This is a genomic window from uncultured Shewanella sp. (genome assembly GCF_947497935.1).
Taxonomy (GTDB): Bacteria; Pseudomonadota; Gammaproteobacteria; order Enterobacterales; family Shewanellaceae; genus Shewanella.
Genome location: NZ_CANMIO010000002.1, coordinates 287,082 through 311,342, shown reverse-complemented (window position 1 = coordinate 311,342; position 24,261 = coordinate 287,082). Strand labels below are relative to the sequence as shown.

The window sequence follows — 24,261 nt, the reverse complement described above, 5'->3', positions numbered from 1 at the left end:
TGGTGTTTTCTGTAAGTTCACTTGGAACATTAGTCTGTCGTTTTTTATTGAGAACTCAACAGGTGAAATGATTATGCTTTTCTAACCCCGTGTAGACACGGCTGAAGCCTTCGGTTTCAGGGATGAAACCGTAGAGCTCACAGGGACCCTTTCTCTTATTAAAGAGCTGCAGCGTGCCTAAGAAGTATCTGCACATACGCTGGCCGCAGGCCATTGAAACCACTGATGGTTTTGATTCAGTTTTTAGCTAACTGATAAGTTAAAGGATTCGACTGATACAGTCGCTTAATAATCATGAAATCAGCGGCCTAGCTGATAATTGAAGAGAATAATGATGTTACCTAAAGAAATTGCTCAATTGGCTGTGCAGAAGCTAAATAAGAAGTTATCTAACGAGATTTTTTTGATCATTCAGAATGATCGAGAATTGATGCAGGCTTACTTGAAGGCTGTTGAGGTTAGTGGTGTTGAGTCAGTAAACCAGCAGATTGGTAAAGAGATTAAAGCGGCTTATCAGTTGGTTAATATCAATAAGCGCGAAGATGACCCATCGTGTACTCTGATCAAGAGTCATCAGATGTTTGAGTAACGGTTTTTTTTGGCCTATCAGGCTGCGCCTGAGTTTTAAGTTAGACTACGTCTAACAAGTTAAGCAATCAAGCTGCGCTTGATAAAGGTCGTGAGCTTCCAGCTCACACTCGGGCAAAAGGGGGACAACAGCTTCCCCCTCTTGGCCATTTCTTTCATAAAGAGTCCGAGCCGCCCTAACGAAGTTGTTGAACCTCATACTCCAATAAAAATCGCCTAACGGCTCAGATGGGTCATCTGATGTGAATGGATTCACAAATGCCGTGAAGGCATGGATGCCAGAGAACGGCCATGTCCCCCCGAGCCTGAACCATCATCCATGATGGCTCCACGGCATTACTTTAGATAAAGAGTCATCTGCGTATTTCGGCAACCCCGATGGGGAGTTGGCGTTTTCTGTAACCTTTGAGTTGTTGGTTTTGTCCTTTCTTTTTTTAGTAGTGCGCGGAGTCTCAAAGGTTGTGCTTTTCAAACTCGGTGTAGATGCGGCCGTGACCATCCATGACATGGATGTCATGGTCGAGCCTCCATGGATGGACTTGCAGCGTGTCACGGAAGTGTCTGCACATACGCCTGCCGCAGGCAATTGATTGCATAAGGCGTTGTCAGCGAGAAGTTAGTGTATGAGAGGTAGCAATCTTGATAGCTAAGCTGCTTTCATTGCTTTTTAAAATACACTTTAATTTGAATGAAATTTCATGGATTATTTAATATAAATATTTAAAACAATAGTTTATATTTATTTTGCGTATTTCAGATATCCGAATAATCTTGAAAATAAGCAAATTGCCACTTTATTTGGGCGAAACGATTTTCATATAAAATTACATTCCTTAAAGAAGTCTTTAACGAGAAGTCGCATGTTCTATAAGTATAAATCTTTTAATAATTTCGAGTATCTCTTAGATATATTGCTTCGAGAAAGACTGTATGCAAGCAGGTACCATGAGCTTAATGATCCGATGGAAGGCGTTATAAAGTTTGAAGGAGTTATTCCTAATAATTTGGAGGCTCGTTGGAAAGGAATTCTGAATGAGCTGCGTATATGCTGTTTTACCCCAGATGACTCAAATACGCTTATGTAGGCTCATTATGCAGATGGAGGTCGCGGGTGTGTGATTGAATTTGAACTGGCTAAAAATATTGAAGCTGTAAAGGTTTCTTATAGTAAGAAGCCAGAGGTGTTGGAGTTAACAAGCGAAAAAGCCATTCAAATCCTTAAATATAAAGATAAAAGCTGGAAATATGAAAAAGAATATCGCTGTATCGTTTCAGATGTATACGTCCCTATTTCAGTTACTAAATTAATTTTGGGTCCTAGAGTTCCTGAATCAACTAGAGAACTATTGGAAGGTATCCTTCGTTGCTGTAAACCTAACTTAAAGGTAGTTCACCATAAAGGCTTGGGTGATAGTGTAATAGAAAGCCCTCGAGCAACAGTCTCTAGCAAAAAGGTTTATTACAGACCTAGTGATGCCTGCTCGAAATGTTTGGAAATTGAGCACTATCGGAATGAGTTGGTTGCTAACAAGTAGGAAGCTTAAAGTTCTTCGTTTAGTTCAAAAAACAAAACCCGACAGTGACGTCGGGTTTTGTGTATATAGCACATGCTAACAGTCAAACACTGTGGCTACAGAAACCACCGTAGCAAACCAAGCGACAAACAACTGTTCAAGCAACAGTTAACCACCGGTTGCGTTCATAAAGCGGAGGATCTGCGTTTCCCCATTTGGGTCAAAATGGTGCTCTTTAGGCTTGTGCTTAATGCCGTCTAGAATCGCTGTTTTTAGCCTTTCTATGTCACCGGGGTACTCGCGCACGATGGCTTTTAAGTCCACTGAGTTTTCATTACCTAGGCAGAGTAGCAACTTGCCTTCTACGGTTACGCGTACGCGGTTGCATTCGTGGCAGAAGTTGTTGCTGTGTGGCGAGATAAAACCAACATGAATGTCGCTGCCGGGCATGGTGAAGTAACGTGCAGGGCCACCTGTGCGGCGGTTTGACGGGATAAGCTCATAACGCTCGCTGATGATGTCTTGAATTTCTTTACTGCTGCAGTGGCGGCTGCGCTTGCGCTCATCGATAATGCCCAGTGGCATCTCTTCGATGAAGGCGATATCTAAGTCGCGCTCACGGCAAAATTCAATGAGATCTAATACTTCATCATCGTTTTGGCCCCGCAAAATCACTGCGTTGACCTTAATTTTCTTAAAGCCTGCGGCTATGGCGGCGTCGATTCCGGCGATAACTCGGTCGACTTTGCCGTTACGAGTTAAGCTGGTAAATAGATCGGGCTTTAAGGTATCTAAACTGATGTTGAGTCGGTTTAAACCTGAGTCATGCATCTCTTGCGCAAAACGGGTTAAGCGCGAGCCATTGGTGGTCATCGATAGCTCTTTAAGCCCTGGTAGCTTGCCCAGTAGTTTGACTAACTGATCGCAGTCGGTACGCACTAAAGGTTCACCACCGGTAAGGCGGATTTTCTTTACACCGAGTTCGGTGAAGGCTTGGGCAACCCAAGCCAGTTCTTCGAGGCTAAGGACGTGTTCTTTACTTAAAAAGCAGGGATCTTCGCTCATGCAATACACACAGCGAAAATCACAGCGGTCAGTGACTGATAGTCGCAGGTATTCTACCGTGCGACCAAAAGTGTCAACGATTAAGCTCATACTACTACCTACATGACCCCTTAAAGGAGGTCGGCAAAAGGTTGAATGTAAACTGTGTCACCTGGATTTAACTGATCATCTTTCTCGCCAATTACGATGAGACAGTTTCCTTTTACCATAGAGCTAAGCATCCCTGAGCCCTGAGCACCTGTTGTGGTTACGTGTAACTTACCGTCGGCAGCTAAGTGATAGATACCGCGGGTAAACTCGGTACGGCCTGTACGGCTACGTAGCGGTTTATCTGTTATTGCTGGCACCATTGTTGGTGCCCAGTTTTGCTCGCCAGCAAGCTTACGAATCGCTGGTTGTACAAACTGTAAGAATGACACCATTACGGCAACCGGATTACCCGGTAAGCCGAAGAATAAGCTGTCATCGATTTGACCGAAGGCTAACGGACGACCCGGACGCATATTGATACGCCAGAAGTTAATCTGTCCGACTTGTTCGAGTACCGTCTTGATGTAATCGGCGTCGCCGACCGATACGCCGCCTGAGCTGATCACGATATCTGCCTTGGCTGCGCCATCTTTTAAGGCTTGCGCCAGTGCCGCTTCTGAATCTTGAATGATGCCTAAATCAATGACTTCACAACCTAACTTCTTCGCCATCGATTTGATGGTATAGCGGTTAGAGTCGAAAATGCAGTTGGCCTTTAGTGGTTCGCCCGGCTGGCAAACTTCATCACCTGTTGAGAATACGGCAACTTTTGGACGTTTAAATACCGGTAACTCACCGAAGCCTAATGAGGCCAGTAAACCTTGCTCTGCGGCATGTAAACGGCTGTGAGCTGCGAGGGCTGTCGCGCCCTGAGCGATATCTTCACCCGCTTGACGGATATGTTGGCCTAGGCTCATTTCGCCTTCGAAGCGAACCACGCCGTCTTGCTCGTTGGCAAGCTCGCGTAGCTGTACGGTATCGGCACCTGCAGGCACTGGTGCGCCTGTCATGATGCGTACGGCTTCGCCCGCCTGAATAGTGCCGTTATAGGCGTGACCAGCCATGACTTCGCCAACCATCTTGTATGATGCGTTTGCAGTGTCACTTAGTTTGAACGCGTAACCGTCCATCGCTGAGTTGGTGTGCTGCGGTACATCAACTGGCGAGATGGCGTCGCTAGCTAATACGCGGTTCTCAAGTTCATCTAACTCGACAGCTTCTGTCGTGGTGATTGGTTTTACATAAGATAAGATCTTATCGATACCTTGGCGCACTGAAAGCGTGCTGCTGTTATCGAGTTCGCAGCCGCAGGTTGGTGCCATAGGCAAGTCGATTGGGCATGGCTTCCACGCGGCAATGTACTCACCTACGTAATCGGCAATTTGCTCGATATTATTGATATCTAGACGGTGTAGCTCGCTTGGTAGCTCTGTGTCATCACAGCAGGCAATCGCTTGGATATTGTCATCATGGGTATGGATGAAAGGCTTGCCGTGTGCGGCGCGGTGCAGTTCTATCTTAGGAAGTTCGAGCTTTTTAAAACCTTCAACGAGGACGATATCGATCTTGTCGGCTTCAATCTGTTTCAGCAGGTGCGGTAGCTCAGGATCACCATCTTTGGCGTCTTCGGTCATTAATGCCCAGCGTACATGAGAGGCGACTAACATCTGTTTGGCACCGGCTTTACGCATTTCGTAACTGTCTTTGCCAGGAATGTCGACGTCGAAATTATGATGAGCATGCTTAATGACTGCGAGTCGCACACCTCGGCGATTAAGCTCTGGGATTAATTGCTTTAATAATGTGGTCTTGCCTGTACCGCTATAAGCACAGAATCCGAGTACTGGAATAGGTAACGGATTAGTAAAAGGTATGCTCATTTACACCTCTAGTGATTTTTTTCGTTCGCTATGGCTTCGCCAAGCTGCTGTTTTTGTTCTGGTGTGTTTACGTTTACAAACGCATTAGGCTGATCTGCAAACTCTGCGACGACATAGTGATGCTTGGCATACCAAAAGTCGATTTTGCGCTCGCCTGCATCTAAAAAGGCTTTCATGGATGCGCGTAAACTCGGCTTGAGCAACATAATTACCGGTTGCTCGCGTTTGCCATCGCTAGCTACCGCTAGTTCAGCATCTTCAGCCGTTAATTTCGCTAGCATTCTAGCGACTAAATCTGTTGGTAACAGTGGGCAATCGCAAGGAACGACCAATAAATATTCTGCATCTGTCTCGCTCATTGCGGTGATCATGCCAGCTAATGGGCCTAAGTAGCCGCTATCTTGGTCGCTGATCACCTTAAAACCGAACTCAGAATAACGGTTTTGGTTACGGTTTGCGTTGATCAGGATCTCCTTAACTTGAGGTTTTATCCGATCAATAGCATGTTTAATCATTGGCTGATTCTTTAGCTCGACTAAACCTTTGTCGTTACCACCCATGCGTCTGGCCATTCCGCCAGCAAGGATTACCGCATCCACTTGTGCTGTCATCACTGTTACCCTATTTTTTCTAAAACTTACAAATGAAGTTATCCAACCGATACATTTAATGTCGATAAAATGTCAGCGGGAGAGTCTGCAATATCCTGATTGGCACTAATACTACTGCTTGTAATCGTCTTATCGCAAACTAACCAAGCATGATCGCACACTTTAGTCAGCATACAAGTCTGGTGGCTACTAATTAGCATGCCAGTGCCTTGCTGCTTAAGGTCGGCAATCATCTGTAATACCAGATGTTGTGAATGCTTATCCATATTGGACGTCGGTTCATCAAGCATTAACAGTTTCGGTTGGATAATCCAGGCTCTGGCGATAGCTAAGCGTTGTTTCTCACCACCGGATAAACTCGAGGCAGCCTGAGTGAGCAAGTGGCGTAGCTGTGCCATATCTATTGCCTGCTCGGTACGGGCTTTAAGCAGCTGTTGATCTCGGTCCAAAAACTGTAATGGATAGGTGAGGTTATACATCACACTGCCTTCAAAAAGATAAGGGTGCTGATGCAGATAGATAGCCTTGCCTGTAATTGAGTTGCTGCGCCACCAGGGGGCAATAGAGAAGCCTTGGGCTTGAATCGTTCCAGATGTTGGCTGGATAAAACCTGCCAGTAACTTCATTAATGTGGTTTTGCCGCAGCCGTTATCACCTTGCAGGTGAATCACGCGGTTTTGTTCAAAAACCAACTTTTCAGAGCTAAACAGATGCTTGTCTTCGAAACACATCTCAAGATTTTGCGCAATGATCTTTGCAGTCGCCATTTTTTAATGACTCCTCGGCTCAGCTTTGCCTCTTAACGTACCAAGTGCAAAGTTTAAAATGAGTGCTAGGACCAGCAGTACAAGTCCGAGTGCAATCGCCTGTGCGAAATCACCTTTACTGGTTTCCAGTGCAATCGCGGTGGGAATGTTGCGTGTCACACCCGCAATATTGCCGCCGACCATCATTGAGCAACCAATCTCAGTCAAAATACGGCTAAATGCGGCGATAATAGCTAATAATAGTGGAACTTTAAGCTCTCTGCAGACTGCCCATATCGCGCTAAGTGCGGGGGCGCCTAAGGTGCGGGAGGTTTCCCATGCTCGTCGATCGACACTAGTAAAGGCGGCTTGGCTCATGGCAACAAGCACGGGGGCGCAGATTAACATCTGCCCGAGGATCATGCCTTTTTGAGTGAACAGCCATTTCAAATCCCCAAGAGGCCCCATTCGAGTTAGCAATAGATAGACCAATAGGCCGATTACTACGGTAGGAATGGACTGAAGAGTTTGGATAAGGTTGGTGACTAACCAGCGGCCGGGAAAGCGAGCAAAGGCTAGCAGAAAACCCAATACCATCGAAGGCAGGAGCGTGATCGCTAGCGCCGCAAATGATACTGAAAAAGATACGGAAATAATGGACCACACTTCAGGGTCCAATGAAAACAGCAGGCCTAATGCCTGCTGTATAAGGGCTAACCAGCCTTCATTCATTCGCTATATGTTGCCTTGAACAATTGTTCACCCTGAACTTTATAATTGTTGATCATGCCTTGCGCTTCAGCGCCGATCAGCCAGTCGCTCAATGCTTGAGCACCCTTGTGATTAAGTGTTGGGTACTTAGTTTCACTGATTAGTATGATTTGGTATGGGTTAGCTAGTGCTGCACCACCATCGAAATCTACTGCTAGATCTATTTTACCTGAATAAGCCACAAAAGTGCCACGGTCAGATAGCGTATAAGCTTCTAATTCGCTAGCCATAAGTAGGGTTTTGCCCATACCTTGACCAACGGCTGTGTAACCTTCGAAATCTGGAGTGATGTTAGCATTTTTCCATACAAGTAGTTCTTTCATGTTGGTGCCTGAGTTGTCACCACGAGAAATGAAAGGAACGCCTGATTTAGCGATTTTTTCGAAAGCTTCTTCAGCTGTTTTGCTTGAACGAATTTTAGCTGGGTCGTTCTTTGGACCAAGAACCACGAAATCGTTTTCCATAATACCACGTGGTAGACGGCCGTAACCTTCTTCAACAAACTTAGCTTCGGCACCAGGAGCGTGAGTCATTACAACATCAACATCACCTTGGCGAGCAAGTTTAAGTGCCTTACCTGTGCCCGTTGCGATAACTTGTACCTGATAGCCTGTTTCTGCTTCAAATTTTGGCAGTAGGTTCTTAAGTAGACCCGAGTTCTCAGTACTGGTTGTTGTCGCAAGCTTGATGACTTCATTGGCTTGAGCTGGCATACCAACAAATAGCGCTGCGGTAACCGCAAGACCAATAACGCGTTTAAGGTTTAGCATTTTTACTCCTTGGAAAAATAAAATAGGCCTCTCTCGATACCTGAGTGCCTGTTTGAAATCGAAATCACCCTAGAGAAAAGCAAGTTTGATGCCATGCTTGAATTGCATTATTTAAGCTCACATTTGTAACACTTGTGCGATCTATGTCGCATCAATGGTAAAAAAAACGCAGACATTATGTCCCAAGGTCGCGATTACATGGTTCATAGTGACCTATTTTGACGGGTAAGATGGTAGACTTGCTACATAATGAGTCAAAATGTCCCTCGCCAGACAAGGTGGGGCAGAGAATGAATAATATGAAGCCACTTCCTTCCGCTGTATCTGTATTGATTGTTGATGACGAGCCTGGCATGCGCAGCTTTTTAAAGAAAGCGCTTGCGAAGAAGTTTGCCTTAGTTGAAACCGCCTCTAGCGTCGAAGATGCTGAGCAGCTGCGTTCACGTTGTCATTTCGACCTATTGATTGTTGATATTCGTCTACCGGGCCGCTCGGGTATTGAATGGCATGAGGCGCTTAACGATCAAGAGAGACGCTCAGACATCATCTTTATGACTGGCTATGCTGATATGGATGTGGCCATCAAAGCGCTACGCGCAGGTGCATCAGACTTCATAATGAAGCCTTTCCATCTTGAGCAGATGATGAAGGCTGTCGATCGCTGTATTGAGCGACGCCTGCTTAAGCGTGAAAACTTAATGCTGCGTCGTGAAGTGTCATTTAACCAGTCTTCGACCATCATCGGCCAAAGCGATGCGATGACAGAGGTGAAACATGTTATCGAACGTGTGGCACCAACCAATGCCGTGGTATTGATTGAAGGTGAATCGGGTACGGGTAAAGAGTTAGTGGCCAGACAGCTTCACATTCTCAGTGGCCGCCAAGGGCCATTCGTGCCAGTCAACTGTGGCGCCATCGCTCCTGAACTATTAGAGAGTGAGCTTTTTGGTCATTCGGCGGGTTCTTTCACTGGCGCCAAGGGTAACCGAGAAGGCTTATTTAGTTTTGCTTCTGGCGGTACCATCTTCCTAGATGAAATTGGCGAGATGCCGCTGAAGATGCAAACAGCACTATTGCGCGTGCTTGAGCAGCGCACTATTCGCCCTGTAGGTAGCGAGAAAGAGATCAATATCGATGTGCGTGTATTAGCGGCAACTAACCGTAAACTTTCCGAAGAAGTTGAAGCTGGTAACTTTAGACGCGACCTGTATTATCGCCTCAATGTGCTCGATATCGTGATCCCGCCACTACGTGAACGCCCAGAAGATATCGTTGAGCTGACTCATCATTTTACTTGCCAATTAGCCGCCGAACTCGGTGTGAAAGAGGTGGTTTGGAGTCATGAAGATCTATTGAAGCTGCAACAGCACGAGTGGCCGGGTAATATTCGTGAGCTGCGAAATATGATTGAACGCTGTATCCTATTGGGCAAGCCACCTGCTGAGTACTGGAAAGTGCAGCCAAAGGTTGAATCGCTAGGCGAGTCAGGTTACCCATTACAGTGGGCCCTTAAAGATGTTGAGCGTGATCATGTGACCAGAGTGGTCGATCTACACGGCGGCAATAAGTCTGCCGCAGCAAGGGATCTTGGCGTATCACGTAAGACTCTAGATCGAAAATATAAAGAATGGTTCGGCGGTGAAGCCGATAAAGAAGAATAAATAACCACGGGATAAGCCCGTTCACACCATCTGCTTTGGGTGTGTAGGAACTTGTCCCAAGCAAGGTTTAATAGATAAGGCTAGAGCACTCTAGGGGAGTATAGGTGTCTTTTTTTTCTAATATGTTTGGTGTTAGTTGGCAGCAAATGCAGGCTAAGGTTCGCTATCGAATCCTGATTTTAACCTTGTTGCCTATCTTGCTCACTCTGGTGAGTTTGGTTTTTATTACCATCTATTGGAATATTAGCTATACGGGTAAGCAACTGTTTATGAAGGTCAAAGCCGATTTGACCGTAGCAAATAGCACCCTAGTGACGGTTCAAACAAACCAAGAAAACCAGCTAGAGTTGGTGATGGAGTCTTGGCAATTCCAGAATGACTTTAGGCAAATTGGCACCGGCTCCCAATTCCCCCGTGATAACTTGCAGCTGGTACTAGAGCAAGCTAAGAAAGATCTTAATTTAGACTTTTTGCGATTACTTAGTGTGTCTGAGGCTGCAGCCGACCCCGACCTAAGGCAGATGTTGCCGCATATCGAAGGGCTTGCTCCTTTTTCTGGGCTAATGGTGCTTGAGCCGAGTCGATTGGCTCGTATCGATCCCGTACTTGCTGATAGGGCCAAAGTGTCTGTAATGAAGACATTGCGAGCTCAAGAGCCCAGTAAGCACGAGGAAAAGCGAGGCCTATTAAGTCGCAGCTTGCTACCTGTTGCCGATATGAATGGTAATGTCGCCTGGTACTTAGACGGCGGCATCATGCTGAATCGTGATACCCGTATCGTCGACCATATTCGTGATCTCGTGTACGACAAGGGCACCCTGCCGGAGCGCTCTATCGGTACAGTGACCATCTTCCTCGATAATATCCGTATTAGTACCAACGTGCCGTTGCACTTTTTTCCTCAAGGTGATGATAAGCAGGGCCGCGCCTTAGGTAGCTTAGTGTCGTCAGAGGTACGCGAGAAGGTGCTTAATCAAGGCTTGTTATGGGTCGATAGAGCCTTTGTCTTTAATGACTGGTTTATTTCGGCCTATGCGCCACTTGAAGATATCAACGGTAAGCGTATCGGTATGATCTACACCGGCTTTTCTGAATCTCCCTTTATTCACAACTACCTGCTTAATATTATCGAGTTGGGCACCATTTTGATGTTGGTGCTGCTGGTATCGGGTTGGTTGGTATACCGTGGTGCTTATAGCTTGTTACAGCCTATTGAGCGCATTCATCACGTGGTTAAAGCGGTGCAGTCGGGACGTAATCTGCGAATCGGATCATTGGGCTTGGACAGCGATAATGAGCTGTCTAACCTTGCAGAGCAGTTTGATAACATGCTGGATCTGCTGCAGCGCCGTAACACTCAAATCCAAGCCGCAGCCGAGCAGTTAGAGGTTAAGGTTGAGGAGCGTACCCGCAGTTTGCAGGAAAAAACCGAAGAGCTACAGGCTAACGTCGCCTTACTTAATGAAACCCGACAGCAGCTAGTGATCAACGAAAAGTTGACGGCTTTGGGGGAACTTACAGCGGGTATTGCCCATGAGATTAATAACCCTACTGCGGTGATTCTGGGGAATATGGAGCTGCTTAAATATGAGCTTGGCGATAGAGCCGAAGACGTAGAGGAAGAGATCGAGCTGGTCATTCAGCAAGTGGGGCGGATCAGCACCATTATTCGTAGTCTGTTGCAGTACAGTCGCCCTGGTGAGTTTAATGCGCCATTAGAGATGCATCAGATCACGCCGATTATCGAAGAGATGTTGGTATTAGTGCGTCACTCGATTCAAAAGCAGCAGGTGGTACTCAATCAAGAGCTCAACGCCAGTTACCCTATTCAGGTTAATCGCCCCCAGTTGCTACAGGTATTGATTAATCTTGTGGTAAACGCCGCTCATGCAATGGACGGTAAAGGCCAAATTTGGATCCGTACCTATGATTGGGTGCAGCATGGCGAGCCTGTCGGGGTTAAGATTGAGGTTGAAGATGAGGGTAAAGGGATCCCTGAAGAGGAGCTTAACCGCATTTTCGACCCCTTTTACACTACGCGCAAGGATGGTACTGGATTAGGCTTATCCCTTAGCTACGGCATCATTAAGCGTATTGGTGGCACGATTGAAGTGAACTCTACTGTGGGTAAAGGCAGTATATTTACCATAGGTTTGTACCACCAAGCCATTGAAGACCAAAACAATACTCCTTATGACGGCTTACAGTTTAGCGGTAAGCCCACCGAGATGTCGGCAGACTAGTCACCCTAAAAAAAGCAAATGTGGGCCATGCTGAGTAGCTCGCCCACTCGCAGAAGCTAATCCTTTATCATTCCCCTCGTTTGGATTGAATTCCAGTCAAAAAAAAAGCCAAGATATTATCTTGGCTAAAAGAGTGTGTGAGCAATGTCGTGCTTAATAAAACGCTAACTTGCAGGAGATGAGATGCCTTTAAGTATGAGCGAATCATGGAACGCATGTAAATAGTAATCATTATCATTTAGGGTTGCAAGTCTAATGATGAGAAAAGTAACATTTTTTTCTATTTATGATTATTAGTACTTTTAAAACAGTATATTAGAGCTGTGAATTTACATTGTGAACAAAGCTTGATGCTCATATCAAGAGTCGCTTGTCGTGAATGTCAGGCAAAAAAATAGCCGAGATAAAATCCCGGCCACAAAGAGTGTGTGAGCAATGTCGTGCTGTAAAAACTCATTTAACAAATCGAGATGATGAGAACTTTATTTGTTAATCCGAGTTTTGGAACGCAAGTTAACAATAATCATTCTCATTTAGATTTGCAAGCTTTATCGCACAACTTTTCACATCCTGCTCATTTTTTCTAAGACATATATCTTAGCTTGTCCAGTAGAGGCTAAACGTGTTTTTGCAGGTGCAGCTTATTCTGGCTGTGGCTTTGCGCATCGCTAACCATAGCTGTAATCTGGTATTGATTACGGATTAGCATGTTTAGCATGCTAGGAAAACAGTTACGGGTTTTAACATCGATACGTTGGTAGCCCTGTTCAGTCGCCCAGCGTTCCTGATATTCCAGTAAGCTCTTGGCTAAACCTAGACCGCGAAAGTCCGGTGCAACACCACCTAGCCAGCTGTAGAATACTTGGTCATCGGTTTGGTAGCCAAGTTTAAAACCGGCAATTTCGCCTTCGACTTTAGCAACAAGCAATAACGCTGGACCAGCAAGCAGACGCTGACGGATCTCTTGGCTAGCGTAGCCTTGTTCAAATTCAGGGATGCTTACATACACAGTCTGGATAAGATCAAATACTTCAGGCGTAAACTCGGTTACGGCTTCAATTTCAATGCTGTACATTTCTAACTCTCATAACTTCGCCAGTTCACCCTGTGATACAACCAAACCATTGGCTGAAAGGTGAACGAATTGGCGAAATTATAACAGGTCAGTCCAGTTGTTGTTAAGCGTTAACAGCCTTTAGATGGCGGTTTTGCGGGCAGTATCCTGTAAGATCTTATCTTGTAAGAACTTTAACAGCAGGCCATAGGCAGGTAAAAATAGGCCTAAACTGACAATGAGCTTAAATCCATAGTCAACGGTGGCGATTTCTGGCCAGTGGGCGGCCATAAACTCGTCTGTTGAGGCGTAGAAAGCTAAGCCGAAGAACACTATCGTGTCTATCAGGTTACCGACGATAGTAGAGGCAGATGGTGCTACCCACCAAGACTTGGTTTCTCTAAGCCTAGCAAAGACAAAAATATCCATCAGCTGGCCCACTAGGTAGGCGGCAAAGCTTGCGAAAGCGATTCTGAATACAAAGTTATTGAACTCAAGTAATGCCTCGGCGCCTTGAAAGCTACCTTGGTGAAAAATCACGCCCATTAAGTACGAGATGATCAGCGCCGGTAACATGGCGAGGAAGATAATCTTTCTGGCTGCTTGCTGGCCAAATATGCGTACGGTGAGATCGGTCGCTAGATACACAAATGGAAAGCTAAATGCACCCCAGGTAGTGTGGAAGCCAAATATCTGAAACGGAAGTTGTACTAGGTAGTTACTGGCACAAATAATAACAATATGAAAGCTGGCTAAAAGCAGCAATGCACGGCGAAGCTGTGCGGGGGTTAACATCAACATCTTGTGGCCTTTTTAAATAAATCGGGCGGGGTTAGGGAACCCGCAATAGCGAACGTCGCTATAATTTTACAATTTTTGGTTAAACATAGTGGTTCGTCCCCCATCGAGATAGGGGGGCGCAAATTATAGAGCAGATTTTTATTTGAGCAAGTGCAAATCTCAGCAGCAGGAGAATTTCTACCTGCTAAGCATGGATAGCGAGAGGAGCTGGAGTGCTATAACTCAGTTAAGATAGACAAAATCGTAGTGAGCTTATTCTCAAGCTCGGTCCACTCTTTATCGGCCTCTGAGCCAGCAACTATACCTGCGCCAGCAAATAGATTGATGCGCCCTGGCTCAATTAAGGCGCTGCGGATCGCTACGGCAAACTCACTTTCATACTTATTGAAATAGCCGCAGGCTCCGGCATACCAGCCCCTAACGTAACCTTCCTGCTGTCTAATAAAGCTCATCGCCGACTCTTTCGGTAAGCCGCCAACCGCTGGTGTTGGATGCAGTGCTTGGATCAGTTGAAAGTCATTGATCCCAGGCTTAAGTTCGGCACGAATAGAGCGATGCAGATGCTGAATATGGCTGAGCTTAAATACCGTTGGGGTTTCTTCCGCGCCCACATAATTACTCAATGGGTTAAGTACATTAACGATATGCTGTCTAACCAATTGGTTTTCATGGCTGTTCTTAGTGTCATCGAGTAGCGCTTGAGCCAGCGCTTTATCTTCTTCCTGATTCAGCCCACGTACTGTCGTGCCTGCCAATGCTTCGGTAAATAACTCACGTTGACGGCGTCGATACAAGCGCTCCGGTGTACAGGAGATAAAGGCGCTTTCTGGGCTAAATTGAAAGCCAAATTGAAAGCTATTTGGGTTGCGGCCCTGCCAGCAGGCGAGCAGCATCCAAGGATCTACTTCTTCATTTATCTCAAGTTGGGTGACTCGAGACAGAACGACCTTAGGCGTGTCTTCGATAAATTTTGGGTGAGTGACACGATTAACGAGCTCGTTCCAGCGGTATCTATCGGGTCTATCACTACGTCCCATCAGTGCCACCTTGTTAGGAGGCGTCAGTGGTTTAGGGGCATCGAGTGCTTGTAGCGATTGTAGGGCGTTGTCAATTTCAACCGTAAACTCATTCTCGGTAAAGTTGAGATTGACCAGTAATTTGTATTCATTACCACTGCGGCGCAGTTCGATGCGAGGCAGAATAAAATGTGCTTTGCCGAATTCAGCCCAGCTTTCATTACGGCGATCAAACGCCACCCCGCCGTAATAACGTATGTCTTGGTTGCTGGTGAGGGTTCTCTGTTTTTGATACTCGGCGGCGAGTGCTATGTCATCGACATCATCGCCAAAGAAAAAGTCCTTACAACAGCCGATGGCTGCGACCTCCTCTTCAGTATCACGGCCCTTCCAATACACTCTTGGGTAGGTGGTTTGCGCCGCTAACCAGGCAATGACTGGGATCGGTGAAACCACCACTGACAGCTGAGCAATTGGGTCGCTGTTTGGCTGGAGAGTAAAGGATTTGATTTTGTCGGTTAAAGACTTAATAGCTTGAGGCAGCAAGGGGATGGTCAATAAGTACTCCAAACAAATATCATTAGGGCTTGCTTAGAGGAGCTGCCTCTAATCGGGTAAAACCCATCGCACATTGGTAATAAGAATCTTTACCACAAAGTAATAGTCTGTGAATGGAGTGTCAAGTTGATCGCTCTGCCTATGTGAGCTCTCACTGACTATTTAATCGACATGCTTTAGATTTAGCCATCGACGATTGAAGATCTGTAGCTAGCTATATGTTTATAGAAGAGTTTGAATTAATGCCATTGTTGTCAGGCTGTGATGTTGATGCGCCGTTTTGTCCTTTTGTAGCGCGCAGTGGGTCATTATGTCCTTTGTGGTGATAGCTTCTTTTCCATAATGTTCAAATTAGTCGATCTAGGTTTGTTTTATCATTTTATTTACTTGAGAGATAGGCGCTGCTTTTTGAGAATAGCGCCAAATATATGGTTAGGATGATGAAACTAGATGAAAAAACAACAAAAGGTACTGAGAGTATCTACCTTAGCATTAGCGATGAGCATGGCGTATCAAGTTCAGGCTGATGATTTAGAAAGAGACCCTATTTTAGATGTAACCGAAGTTATTGTCGTGCACGGTGAGCGTGCTTCAGTAACTGAAGCGGCCACGACTCACTGGAGTCTAGACGAAGAGCAAATTAAGGCGTCTGGTGCGCAAAGTATTGATCAGATTTTAAAAAACGTGCCGGGGATCTACGTTAGAACGGGCGGGCAGGGCACGCCTCGTGTGGACATTCGCGGCTTTAAAGCGCGCCATGTGATTTACCTTATCAATGGTGTACCTGCAAACGATGCAGAAGATGGCCAGTTTGACCCAAGTCTTATCCCAACCTCACAAGTTGCCTCTATTGAAGTCTCAGTCGGCCCTTCATCTGTGCTGTACGGCCCTGGTGGCGCGGGTGGTGTGATCAATATTATTACCAAGCAAGGTGACAATGCGCCTGCAATTTCTGGTCGCCTAGAAGCAGCTGAAGACAACACGTTTAACGGTGATTTAAGTGCAGCGGGTAGCGGTGATAACTGGCAAGGGTTAGTGAACTACACGCGCCAGCAGACTGACGGCTGGCCTATGTCTAGCGACTATAAAGATACTGAATATCAGCAAGGGGACGTGCGTGAAAACGCCGATAAGACCCTAAATAACTTCTATGCCCAAGGTAGCTACTTAATTAACGATAATACTCAGCTAATGGCGAACATGAGTATTCGTGACGGTGAGTGGGGCAAGCCTAGCCGTGACGGTCGTGGTACTGGCAGCGTTAAATTTGAGCGAGTTGATGACTACCAAGCGAAAACATTCCAGTTAGGTGTTGCTCATAAATTCAATGATATGTTCACTCTGCGTGGTTTTGCTTATCACAACCAGAGCGACGTATTAGAGACCCAATATAAAGATAAAACCTATCAGGCGATTAAGGCTCAACAAGATGGTCGCTCTACCGTACAAGGCGGTAATTTACAGTTCATCTCTAACCTTGATGATGCTGGTGTAATCACTACGGCCTTGATCGCAGAGAAGCAAAGCTGGGAATCTTACGCGGTAAGCGCTAATGACGTAGCAACCTATAGCGGCGGCACAGGCTCTGGTGGTGGAACTGGCGGTGGAAGCGGTGGCGGAACTGGTGGTGAAAGCGGCGGCGGAACTGGTGGTGAAAGCGGTGGCGGAACTGGCGGTGGAAGCGGCGGCGGAACTGGCGGTGGAAGCGGCGGTGGAAGCGGTGGCGGAACTGGTGGTGGAAGCGGCGGCGGAACAGGTGGTGAAAGCGGCGGCGGAACTGGCGGTGGAAGCGGTGGTGGAACTGGCGGTGGAAACGGTAACGGCGATGGCAACTTCGATGATTCATCTTGGTTGTATACCGCAGCATTAGAGTACCAATATCAAGCCGATAACTATGGCGTGACCTTAGGTGGTGCTTTTCATGATCAGGATCGTTTAAACGAATCTGAAAATGACTACTCGGGTCAATTATCAGGTTACTGGCAAGCATTTGAAGATACGCGTATCAACATGGGCGTGGCGCGCAAGGTGCGTTTCCCATCGATGCGTAACCTCTATGCACAGTCTTCTGGTAATGCAGAGCTACAAGCGGAAACCTCACAGCACTATGAGCTTGGTCTGTTGCAACAACTTGGATACTCGACTGAGCTAAATGTAGCCGGTTATTACACCGATGCCGAAGACTATATTGCCAAAGATCTCGATGGTGTCTACCAGAACATGGGTCGTTACGGATTTAAGGGTGTCGATCTACAGCTAGAGAATAACAGCTTCGATAATCTTTCTATGACAGTGTCTTACAGTTTCTTAGACACCGAAGACAAGAGTGCTGAAGAGGCGATGCAGACTCTGGAATATCGCCCTAAGCATCAGGTGCGTTTCCAGGCTGAATATACCTTACCATTCGAGATGCGCGTTAACTTAAACGTCGAGCGCATCATGGATCAGGTCTACTACGCGCAACAGAAAGTGTCTGGCCAGAATATGTTAGTCGAGCAGTCACTGGATGATTACACCTTAGTCGATCTTAATCTGGTTCAGCCGCTTATGGGTGACAATTTAGAGCTATACCTGCGTGCAACCAACTTACTCGATGAAAATTACGATCAGAGTGAAGCCTTGCCGCAAGCGGGTCGTCAGGTGTTCATCGGCATTAACTGGCAGATCTAGGTCTTTCGGGGAGTAATATGAAACTCATAGCGCTAGAAGGGATTCATTTTGGCTATGGATCTAACCAAAGCGAGATCTTGGACGATCTCAATTTGGTGGTTAATGCTGGAGAGTGCCACTGCATTAATGGACCAACAGGCTCGGGAAAGTCGAGCCTGTTACACCTTATCGCGGGGGAGCTGTCTCGGCCCTATGAGGGGGATGTGTATCGTGACCCTTCATTGCTGGTCGGTTTGGTGATGCAAGATCCCAATGTACAGGTTTTACGTCAAACAGTGGGGGCTGAAATAGCCTTTGCTTTGGAGAACTTAGGCGTCGCACCTGAGCTCATGGTCGAAAAAGTGCAGCAGTCGTTAAGACGAGTTGGCTTGTACATTAGTTTAGATACTCCAGTTGGTGTTTTATCGCTTGGGCAGAAATATCGCTTGATGATGGCCGCGCAATTAGTGTTTAAACCGTCACTACTATTGCTAGATGAACCCTGGGCCCAGCTCGATGACAAAGGTGTAAGAGAACTCTATAGCGTTCTGAAAACATTGTTGAGTGAAGGTGTGGCGGTGGTGATGGTCGAGCATAACCCCGGTGCGTTTTCAGGCTTAGTCGATCACCTATGGTTACTCGATGCTGGTGTGCTAGAAGCTGGAGGCCTACCTGCTGATCAAGGGCAAACCACTTCCGTTATCGAGTCCAGTAAAGAGCCTGCGGGTACTGCTGGGGTAATTCGTCACATTAAACCTAGGCTCAGTGACAAAGACTGTGAGTGCTTAATCAAGATCCAGCCACATGAGTTTAGATTTTTAGAGCAAGATTGCTTATTTCAATGTCAGCAAAGCTTATCGCTATACAAGGGCGAAGTCGTTGCCTTAGTGGGTGACAATGGTGCGGGTAAAAGTAGTCTACTCAAAACCCTAGCGGGTATTCAGGCCAATATCCCAACCTTTCCAATCTCTGTATTGGGTAAGCGCCCACGGTTGGGGATTTATGGCTCACAACTTGGTCTATTGATGCAAAGGCCAAATCGGCAGTTGTTTGAGCAAAGTGTACTGAGTGAGCTGCAATTTGGTTTAAAGCGTTTCAAGTTACCTTTAGCTCGCGCAGAGCATATTTTACAAACACTAGGATTAACTCATCTGGGGGAGTGTTCACCGCATAAGTTGTCCTATGGGCAGCAGCATATTATCGCGCTAGCCTCTCTGGTCTGCTTGCAGCCAAAGGTGCTGTTGCTCGATGACCCGTTTGCAGGACTCGATAAGCAGCACGTAGAGAAAGTCGTAGTGCTATTGCAACAATTGAGTGCCCAAGGATGCGGGATCTTACTGACTAGTCATCGCTGCGTTCCAGCTCTGGAGGTCGATAACTACTGGTTGATCGAGTCAGGAAAGCTGCTAGATGGAGCTGGACACATTGAGCAGCTAAATGTGGGTTAAACATCGCATGGGTCGTAACGCCAACAAGTATTCAGGCTCGATGCTGAGTGCGACTCAATCCTGTGCACTGGCACTCATACTGAGCTTAGTACTGTCGAGTTGCGCCTTTTTCCTTCCCAATAGTGGCCTTGGCTGGTTGGTACTGGTAGATCTCTTGTTAGTCGGTCACGGCTTATATCTCAAGAACAAGATCACCGCGCTGCTGAAACTTGGCCTAGTGCAGTTAGCGCTAACCTTGCCCCTCTATTACCTGCTCCATGGTGAGGCTCAGCTGCTTGATGGCGTAATTGTGGTGCTGCGAGTGTTTTTAGCAATGCTGCCCGGCTGGTGGCTATCGAGTACTCAAAGCCCTGAACGTTTAGGAGAGGTGCTTAGCTGGGGCTTACCCGCCAAGTGGGCATTTGTGATAGCGGCCTCAATTGGGTTACTGCCCTACATGTTGCAAGAAACTAAAGAGATCTACGCAATTCAGTGCTTACGCGGGGCAAACATAACGCCTAAAGCACTGAGGAACCCCAAAAACTGGCCAGAGCTTATTTACTGTGTCGTGCTGCCAGTGCTTATCCAACTACTAAAGCTATCGAAACAGATGGCAAAAGCCGCTAAGTTACGCCATTTCGGTAAAGTTAATCGGCCAACTCATTGGCCAGCAACAAAGGAAGATAAATGAAATCTCCATTTGACCTACAAGATGCCCTGTTTATTGGATTTTGCGCCACCTTACTTGTGGTGCTGAAAAGCATGCTACGCCTAAAACTAGGCTTGAGTGGTCACTCCATGTTTTTGATGACCTTTTTCTATCTTATTTGCTATGGCGCGGTGGGGAGAGTGGGTTGCATTACCGCCTGCGGTTTACTGGCAGGCTTAGTCGCTATGATGCTGAGTGTCGGCAAAGGAGGGCCGATGATCTTACTTAAATTTGGCCTACCAGCCATGGCGATGGATCTCGCGTTATTGATCATGGCGGGTTTATTTAGCCTGCGTTGGCAAAGCATTATTTTGGCATTGGTGGCTTGTCTAGCTTGGGCAGGGAAAGGTTGGCTAGGTAATTTACTGGCAGGAATGAGCGGCCAAGTCGCGCTGGCGCAGTTTGGACTGAGCTTCATACAAGGTGGAGCGTTCGCTATTGCAGCGGCATTGCTTGTGCCTACGGTCTTAAAACGGTTACATGCCCATGATCTGCTGCATAGCAGCCAGATTGACGATAAATAGTGTGTTTGTCGTTATTGAGAAAAACAACATCAGCAACTAAAAAAGGGTTTTAGATGAAAGCTTGGTTAATTTGTATTGATGACACCGATGATATCGGAACTAAGGGCACCGGAGAGATTGCCGAAGAGATTGCAGCAAAACTCGCACCCGCGTCATTAACTGGGGATGATAAGCCCCCAGTTAGTCGCATGGTGACCCGTCATCAACTGTTTGTGCATCCCGATATTCCTTATACCTCGCATAACAGTGCCATGTGTTTTCAGATTGATACAAGCTTGAGTTTTGATGAGATTAAAGCCATCTGTATTGCGCATTTAAAGCAAGAGTCAGCAGCGGCATCCGATCCCGGTTTAGCCATCTTAGATCTCGCCTCTAGCTATGATATTCAGCAATTAATCGCCTTCGGTCAGCAAGCTAAAGTAGAAGTGAAAACCAAACCGCAGGCTTACACTCTGGCAGAAGTGTTAGGCATTGATTTGTCGGAGCATGGTGGCACAGGACAAGGCGTTATTGGCGCAGTTGCAGGCTTAGGATTACGCTTGAGCGGTCAAGACGGTCGGGTGAAGGGCCAGTTAAAACTAGGGCAGAGCACTGATGAGTCTGAAGCGATTGAGCTGACCGTTGCAGAGGTCCTTGCCCGTACTGGATTAGAGGCGGTGATCTCAGTTGAGGGTGAGAAGCTAGCTGTGGAGCAAGTGCTAACACTTAAAGGCAAGATCAAGGCGGTATTTACCCAACATCAGTTTGCCTTGTTAGTGAGTCGCGATGCCGGCCGCTGGGTAAATGCCACTAAACAGCAGTTAAAGCCTTATTAGTTTTCACTCGACTCAGGACAATAGGAGAGAGTATGCAGCAGTGGTTTACCCAAATTGATGGCTTATGGCAGTTTAAGTTTGGTATCGAAGACTATCTTCCCGCCCGCGCCGCCGCGGATAACTGTGAGGTATTTCTTAGTGATGATGAAGATGAGCATACCGATAATGTTGCTCGCTCTTGCTACAACTGCATGTATCGTCGTTGGCAACCGACTAGCTTTCAATGCTATAAGCGACGTGCGGAATAACAGTAAACATTAATATTAGTGATGGAAAATTATTTTTTATTACAAATTGGAGCTTATTTGTTGTGCATTAGCGAGTATTAATTAACTTTGTCTATGGTGATTTAACAGTCCAGAGAATAGAATAGCTGGCTTCTTACAGAAAATATCAAGGTGAATCCCGTGTAATCCGGGTCACTAAATCATACTTCTGCAAGGGGGACAGTGGCTATATTTGTTACTGTATTAAAGGTTTAATCATCCGGGGACCAAAGAGATAATGGGTGATTCATTCGAATCAAATGGCTTGATAAAGATATCGGTTTCAAAGTTGAAAGTCGGTATGTTTGTTGAGGCAATAGATAAAAGTAACAGCCAAGTGAATATTGCGAGTGCAGGGCAAATTCGCAGTGCAGAAGCCATTTTAAGACTACATAAGAGTCAAGTGACTCATGTGTGGGTTAATGGTGAGCGTTCAGAGCCTAGCTTAGGTTTAGGGCGAGCTGTTGCGGCCCCTAAATCTTCGACGAAAAAAGTCAGTGTTGACCGCACTACAACTCAAAAGCAGGCAAAAGAACTTATGGTTGAGGCGAAAGATCTCATCCAAAAGGTGCTGTCTGAAACTTTTGAAGGTAAGGCTGTCGAGGTTGAACCGTTCGAAGTGTTAGCCGACAATATGATTGAGTCGGTGATGCTCGATGCCGATGCCCTCAAATGTGTCTCTGCATTGCGTTCTAAAGACGTTTATCTACTAGAGCATTCGATTAATGTTGCCTTCTTGCTGGTGACATTTGGCCGTTACTTAAATTTTGATACTGACATGCTACGCCAGATGGCCATTGGCGGGATCTTGCATGATATTGGCAAAATAAAGGTCGATAGCGAGATTCTAAATAAGCCGAGCAAATTAACTGCTGAAGAGTTTGAGCACGTGAAACTTCACCAGACTTATGCCGTGGAAATCATGGGACAGACCAAAGGTTTATCTCAGATCAGTAAAGATATTAGTTTGATGCACCATGAAAAACTCGACGGCAATGGCTATCCTCTCGGGCTAAAAGGCGATGAGATCCCAATTCATGGACGCATGAGCTGTATTGTCGATATCTTCGATGCATTAACTGCAACCCGCTGTTATAAAGAAGCCATGAGTCCGGCAGCGGCTTTTAAGATCTTACTCAGTTTGACGCCATTCCACTTAGATCAAAAGCTGGTTTATGAATTTATTCGCTGCGTAGGCGTGTATCCGGTAGGCTCGTTAGTACAGTTGTCTGATGGGCGTATTGGTATCGTATGGGAATCTAAGGGGCGCGATGCGCTGCACCCTAAGGTGAAGTGTTTTTACTCGATGAAGCATAAATACTACACCAAGGTTGAGATTGTCGATTTGCTGAGATCATCGTTTAATATCGAAAAGGGCATATCCCCAAGTAGCTTAGATATCGACCCTACACCATTCTATTAGCACAAGTTTAATTCTGATTAAAAACGTCCTTATACTGGTTGGTATTCATAGGGTGCTTTTTTGTATCTTAGCGATCGACTTTATTGGTTAGACTCAGCCTATAAACCTTTATATTGATTGGGATAAGATCCCACTACGCCTCATAGTTTGAGCTGTCTCTATTTTTGATGAACGATTTGACTTTTATTAGCGTAATCATTGAATTAATCGTTTTTACTGCAGACTAATCCAGCACAAGAAATTGAGATGGATGGGAAAAATGCAACGTAGACAGTTTATAAAGGGCGCTTCGCTGATGATGGCCACCAGTGTTATTGCACCGACGCTACAGGCTAAAACGAGCTCGCAGTTATCAGCCACTAAAACACCGTTCACCAAGGGTAAATATCGCATACTGGCGCTGGTGTTTGATGATTATGAGACCTTAGATCTACATGGTCCAATAGAGATGCTAGGTCACATGCCAAACACCGAGATAAAGCTGGTGGCAACGAAAGAGGTAGTTAAAAGTTATCAAGGGCCACGCGTGGTGGCTGACTGCTTAACCGAGCAAAGCTATGACTGTGACTTACTGCTTATCCCTGGTGGACTTGGTACGCGTAAGTTAGTCAGTGACACAGCACTAAGCCAATGGCTGGTGGCGCAGGTGGCGCGCAGTCAAAACGTATTCACTATTTGCACTGGCACAGCGTTACTTGCTATGACCTCAGTACTGAATGGACGCAAAGCCACCACCAATAAGATGGCTTTTGAGTGGGTGACATCACTGAACGCCAACCCACAGTGGCAGCCCAAAGCGCGCTGGGTATTCGATGGTAAGTTTCTTACCTCATCAGGGGTGTCAGCAGGTACTGATGCGGCGTTATTTTGGGTCAAACATTTGCATGGTGAGCTTGAGGCGAAGCGCATTCAGACATTAACTGAGTATGATTGGAATGATGACCCGAATAACGATCCTTACGCAGTAAGCTAATCGATACTGAAACAACAGCTTTATAAGTAAATCATCTAGCCTTAGCCGATATTGCTATTTATTAGTAATAAAGGATATTGGCGGTATTCGACGTAAGCATCAATAATAGCCATTCATTTTACTTGCCTAAGAGGGGAGATTACATTGAATAACTGGCTAATATTATT

21 protein-coding genes are annotated in these 24,261 nt (G+C 46.1%); 12 read left to right on the top strand and 9 right to left on the bottom strand.

Annotated features, from left to right (window positions below; all coding sequences use genetic code 11):
- Positions 1-331 precede the first annotated feature (331 nt).
- Positions 332-589 carry a hypothetical protein gene (locus Q1A86_RS03540; RefSeq protein ID WP_299802930.1) on the top strand — a complete coding sequence of 86 codons (258 nt, stop codon included), beginning with the start codon at positions 332-334 and terminating at the stop codon, positions 587-589.
- Between the two features lie 1,114 nt (positions 590-1,703).
- Positions 1,704-2,123: a hypothetical protein gene (locus Q1A86_RS03535; RefSeq protein WP_367277876.1), complete on the top strand. Its 420-nt coding sequence runs from the start codon at positions 1,704-1,706 to the stop codon at positions 2,121-2,123.
- Positions 2,124-2,270: 147 nt separating this feature from the next.
- Here Q1A86_RS03535 and moaA read toward each other — a convergent pair whose 3' ends face one another.
- From moaA to Q1A86_RS03505, 6 genes are read right to left on the bottom strand one after another with little or no spacing between them, the layout of a single operon-like run.
- Positions 2,271-3,257, bottom strand: a complete 987-nt coding sequence (gene moaA, locus Q1A86_RS03530; RefSeq protein WP_299802928.1) for a GTP 3',8-cyclase MoaA — start codon at positions 3,255-3,257, stop codon at positions 2,271-2,273.
- Between the two features lie 20 nt (positions 3,258-3,277).
- Positions 3,278-5,077, bottom strand: coding sequence for a bifunctional molybdopterin-guanine dinucleotide biosynthesis adaptor protein MobB/molybdopterin molybdotransferase MoeA (locus Q1A86_RS03525; RefSeq protein ID WP_299802926.1), 1,800 nt, complete (start codon positions 5,075-5,077; stop codon positions 3,278-3,280).
- Between the two features lie 8 nt (positions 5,078-5,085).
- Positions 5,086-5,688, bottom strand: coding sequence for a molybdenum cofactor guanylyltransferase MobA (mobA, locus tag Q1A86_RS03520; RefSeq protein ID WP_299802924.1), 603 nt, complete (start codon positions 5,686-5,688; stop codon positions 5,086-5,088).
- A 38-nt stretch (positions 5,689-5,726) separates the two neighbouring features.
- On the bottom strand, positions 5,727-6,455 hold the full coding sequence (locus tag Q1A86_RS03515) for an energy-coupling factor ABC transporter ATP-binding protein (RefSeq protein ID WP_299802922.1): 729 nt from the start codon (positions 6,453-6,455) through the stop codon (positions 5,727-5,729).
- Between the two features lie 3 nt (positions 6,456-6,458).
- Positions 6,459-7,166: an ABC transporter permease gene (locus Q1A86_RS03510; RefSeq protein ID WP_299802920.1), complete on the bottom strand. Its 708-nt coding sequence runs from the start codon at positions 7,164-7,166 to the stop codon at positions 6,459-6,461.
- Positions 7,163-7,975 (bottom strand): substrate-binding domain-containing protein, encoded by an 813-nt coding sequence (locus Q1A86_RS03505; protein WP_299802918.1) that lies wholly within the window; start codon positions 7,973-7,975, stop codon positions 7,163-7,165. The genes Q1A86_RS03510 and Q1A86_RS03505 overlap by 4 nt, the downstream gene beginning before the upstream one ends.
- A gap of 230 nt (positions 7,976-8,205) precedes the next feature.
- Between Q1A86_RS03505 and Q1A86_RS03500 the strand changes: the two genes are divergently transcribed.
- Positions 8,206-9,636 (top strand): sigma-54 dependent transcriptional regulator, encoded by a 1,431-nt coding sequence (locus tag Q1A86_RS03500; protein ID WP_299803147.1) that lies wholly within the window; start codon positions 8,206-8,208, stop codon positions 9,634-9,636.
- A gap of 104 nt (positions 9,637-9,740) precedes the next feature.
- On the top strand, positions 9,741-11,879 hold the full coding sequence (locus Q1A86_RS03495; RefSeq protein WP_299802916.1) for an ATP-binding protein: 2,139 nt from the start codon (positions 9,741-9,743) through the stop codon (positions 11,877-11,879).
- Between the two features lie 616 nt (positions 11,880-12,495).
- Here Q1A86_RS03495 and Q1A86_RS03490 read toward each other — a convergent pair.
- The 3 genes from Q1A86_RS03490 to Q1A86_RS03480 form a co-directional block, all read right to left on the bottom strand.
- The gene (locus Q1A86_RS03490; protein WP_299802914.1) at positions 12,496-12,954 is read right to left on the bottom strand and encodes a GNAT family N-acetyltransferase; all 459 of its coding nucleotides are present in this window, start codon (positions 12,952-12,954) and stop codon (positions 12,496-12,498) included.
- Positions 12,955-13,074: 120 nt separating this feature from the next.
- The gene (locus tag Q1A86_RS03485) at positions 13,075-13,734 is read right to left on the bottom strand and encodes a 7-cyano-7-deazaguanine/7-aminomethyl-7-deazaguanine transporter (protein ID WP_299802912.1); all 660 of its coding nucleotides are present in this window, start codon (positions 13,732-13,734) and stop codon (positions 13,075-13,077) included.
- Between the two features lie 215 nt (positions 13,735-13,949).
- Entirely contained in the window at positions 13,950-15,308 is a 1,359-nt protein-coding gene (locus Q1A86_RS03480) for an isochorismate synthase MenF (protein ID WP_299802910.1), read from the bottom strand.
- 450 nt (positions 15,309-15,758) lie between these two features.
- On the opposite strand from Q1A86_RS03480, the gene Q1A86_RS03475 reads away from it, so the two are divergent.
- From Q1A86_RS03475 to Q1A86_RS03440, 8 genes are all read left to right on the top strand, one after another.
- A complete protein-coding gene (locus Q1A86_RS03475) occupies positions 15,759-17,978 on the top strand; it encodes a TonB-dependent siderophore receptor (protein ID WP_299802908.1) in 2,220 nt (739 codons plus the stop codon).
- A 17-nt stretch (positions 17,979-17,995) separates the two neighbouring features.
- Positions 17,996-19,405: an ATP-binding cassette domain-containing protein gene (locus Q1A86_RS03470; RefSeq protein WP_299802905.1), complete on the top strand. Its 1,410-nt coding sequence runs from the start codon at positions 17,996-17,998 to the stop codon at positions 19,403-19,405.
- Positions 19,406-19,412: 7 nt separating this feature from the next.
- Entirely contained in the window at positions 19,413-20,075 is a 663-nt protein-coding gene (locus Q1A86_RS03465; RefSeq protein ID WP_299803145.1) for an energy-coupling factor transporter transmembrane component T, read from the top strand.
- Complete coding sequence (locus Q1A86_RS03460; protein ID WP_299802903.1) at positions 20,072-20,617, top strand: core component of ECF transporter; 546 nt, start codon at positions 20,072-20,074, stop codon at positions 20,615-20,617. The genes Q1A86_RS03465 and Q1A86_RS03460 overlap by 4 nt, the downstream gene beginning before the upstream one ends.
- Positions 20,618-20,670: 53 nt before the next feature.
- Positions 20,671-21,432: a DNA-binding protein gene (locus tag Q1A86_RS03455; protein WP_299802901.1), complete on the top strand. Its 762-nt coding sequence runs from the start codon at positions 20,671-20,673 to the stop codon at positions 21,430-21,432.
- 32 nt (positions 21,433-21,464) lie between these two features.
- Positions 21,465-21,680: a hypothetical protein gene (locus tag Q1A86_RS03450; protein ID WP_299802899.1), complete on the top strand. Its 216-nt coding sequence runs from the start codon at positions 21,465-21,467 to the stop codon at positions 21,678-21,680.
- Between the two features lie 256 nt (positions 21,681-21,936).
- Entirely contained in the window at positions 21,937-23,121 is a 1,185-nt protein-coding gene (locus Q1A86_RS03445) for an HD-GYP domain-containing protein (RefSeq protein ID WP_299802897.1), read from the top strand.
- Between the two features lie 259 nt (positions 23,122-23,380).
- Complete coding sequence (locus Q1A86_RS03440) at positions 23,381-24,094, top strand: DJ-1/PfpI family protein (protein WP_299802895.1); 714 nt, start codon at positions 23,381-23,383, stop codon at positions 24,092-24,094.
- Positions 24,095-24,261 lie beyond the last annotated feature (167 nt).

Coding starts and splice junctions, on each gene's coding strand:
- mobA (WP_299802924.1), bottom strand. CDS start 5,688: ATGACAGCACAAGTGGATGCGGTAATCCTTGCTGGCGGAATGGCCAGA.
- Q1A86_RS03445 (WP_299802897.1), top strand. CDS start 21,937: ATGGGTGATTCATTCGAATCAAATGGCTTGATAAAGATATCGGTTTCA.
- Q1A86_RS03500 (WP_299803147.1), top strand. CDS start 8,206: ATGGTAGACTTGCTACATAATGAGTCAAAATGTCCCTCGCCAGACAAG.
- Q1A86_RS03505 (WP_299802918.1), bottom strand. CDS start 7,975: ATGCTAAACCTTAAACGCGTTATTGGTCTTGCGGTTACCGCAGCGCTA.
- Q1A86_RS03490 (WP_299802914.1), bottom strand. CDS start 12,954: ATGTACAGCATTGAAATTGAAGCCGTAACCGAGTTTACGCCTGAAGTA.
- moaA (WP_299802928.1), bottom strand. CDS start 3,257: ATGAGCTTAATCGTTGACACTTTTGGTCGCACGGTAGAATACCTGCGA.
- Q1A86_RS03460 (WP_299802903.1), top strand. CDS start 20,072: ATGAAATCTCCATTTGACCTACAAGATGCCCTGTTTATTGGATTTTGC.
- Q1A86_RS03470 (WP_299802905.1), top strand. CDS start 17,996: ATGAAACTCATAGCGCTAGAAGGGATTCATTTTGGCTATGGATCTAAC.
- Q1A86_RS03510 (WP_299802920.1), bottom strand. CDS start 7,166: ATGAATGAAGGCTGGTTAGCCCTTATACAGCAGGCATTAGGCCTGCTG.
- Q1A86_RS03450 (WP_299802899.1), top strand. CDS start 21,465: ATGCAGCAGTGGTTTACCCAAATTGATGGCTTATGGCAGTTTAAGTTT.
- Q1A86_RS03540 (WP_299802930.1), top strand. CDS start 332: ATGATGTTACCTAAAGAAATTGCTCAATTGGCTGTGCAGAAGCTAAAT.
- Q1A86_RS03485 (WP_299802912.1), bottom strand. CDS start 13,734: ATGTTGATGTTAACCCCCGCACAGCTTCGCCGTGCATTGCTGCTTTTA.
- Q1A86_RS03525 (WP_299802926.1), bottom strand. CDS start 5,077: ATGAGCATACCTTTTACTAATCCGTTACCTATTCCAGTACTCGGATTC.
- Q1A86_RS03455 (WP_299802901.1), top strand. CDS start 20,671: ATGAAAGCTTGGTTAATTTGTATTGATGACACCGATGATATCGGAACT.
- Q1A86_RS03515 (WP_299802922.1), bottom strand. CDS start 6,455: ATGGCGACTGCAAAGATCATTGCGCAAAATCTTGAGATGTGTTTCGAA.
- Q1A86_RS03465 (WP_299803145.1), top strand. CDS start 19,413: ATGGGTCGTAACGCCAACAAGTATTCAGGCTCGATGCTGAGTGCGACT.
- Q1A86_RS03440 (WP_299802895.1), top strand. CDS start 23,381: ATGCAACGTAGACAGTTTATAAAGGGCGCTTCGCTGATGATGGCCACC.
- Q1A86_RS03475 (WP_299802908.1), top strand. CDS start 15,759: ATGAAAAAACAACAAAAGGTACTGAGAGTATCTACCTTAGCATTAGCG.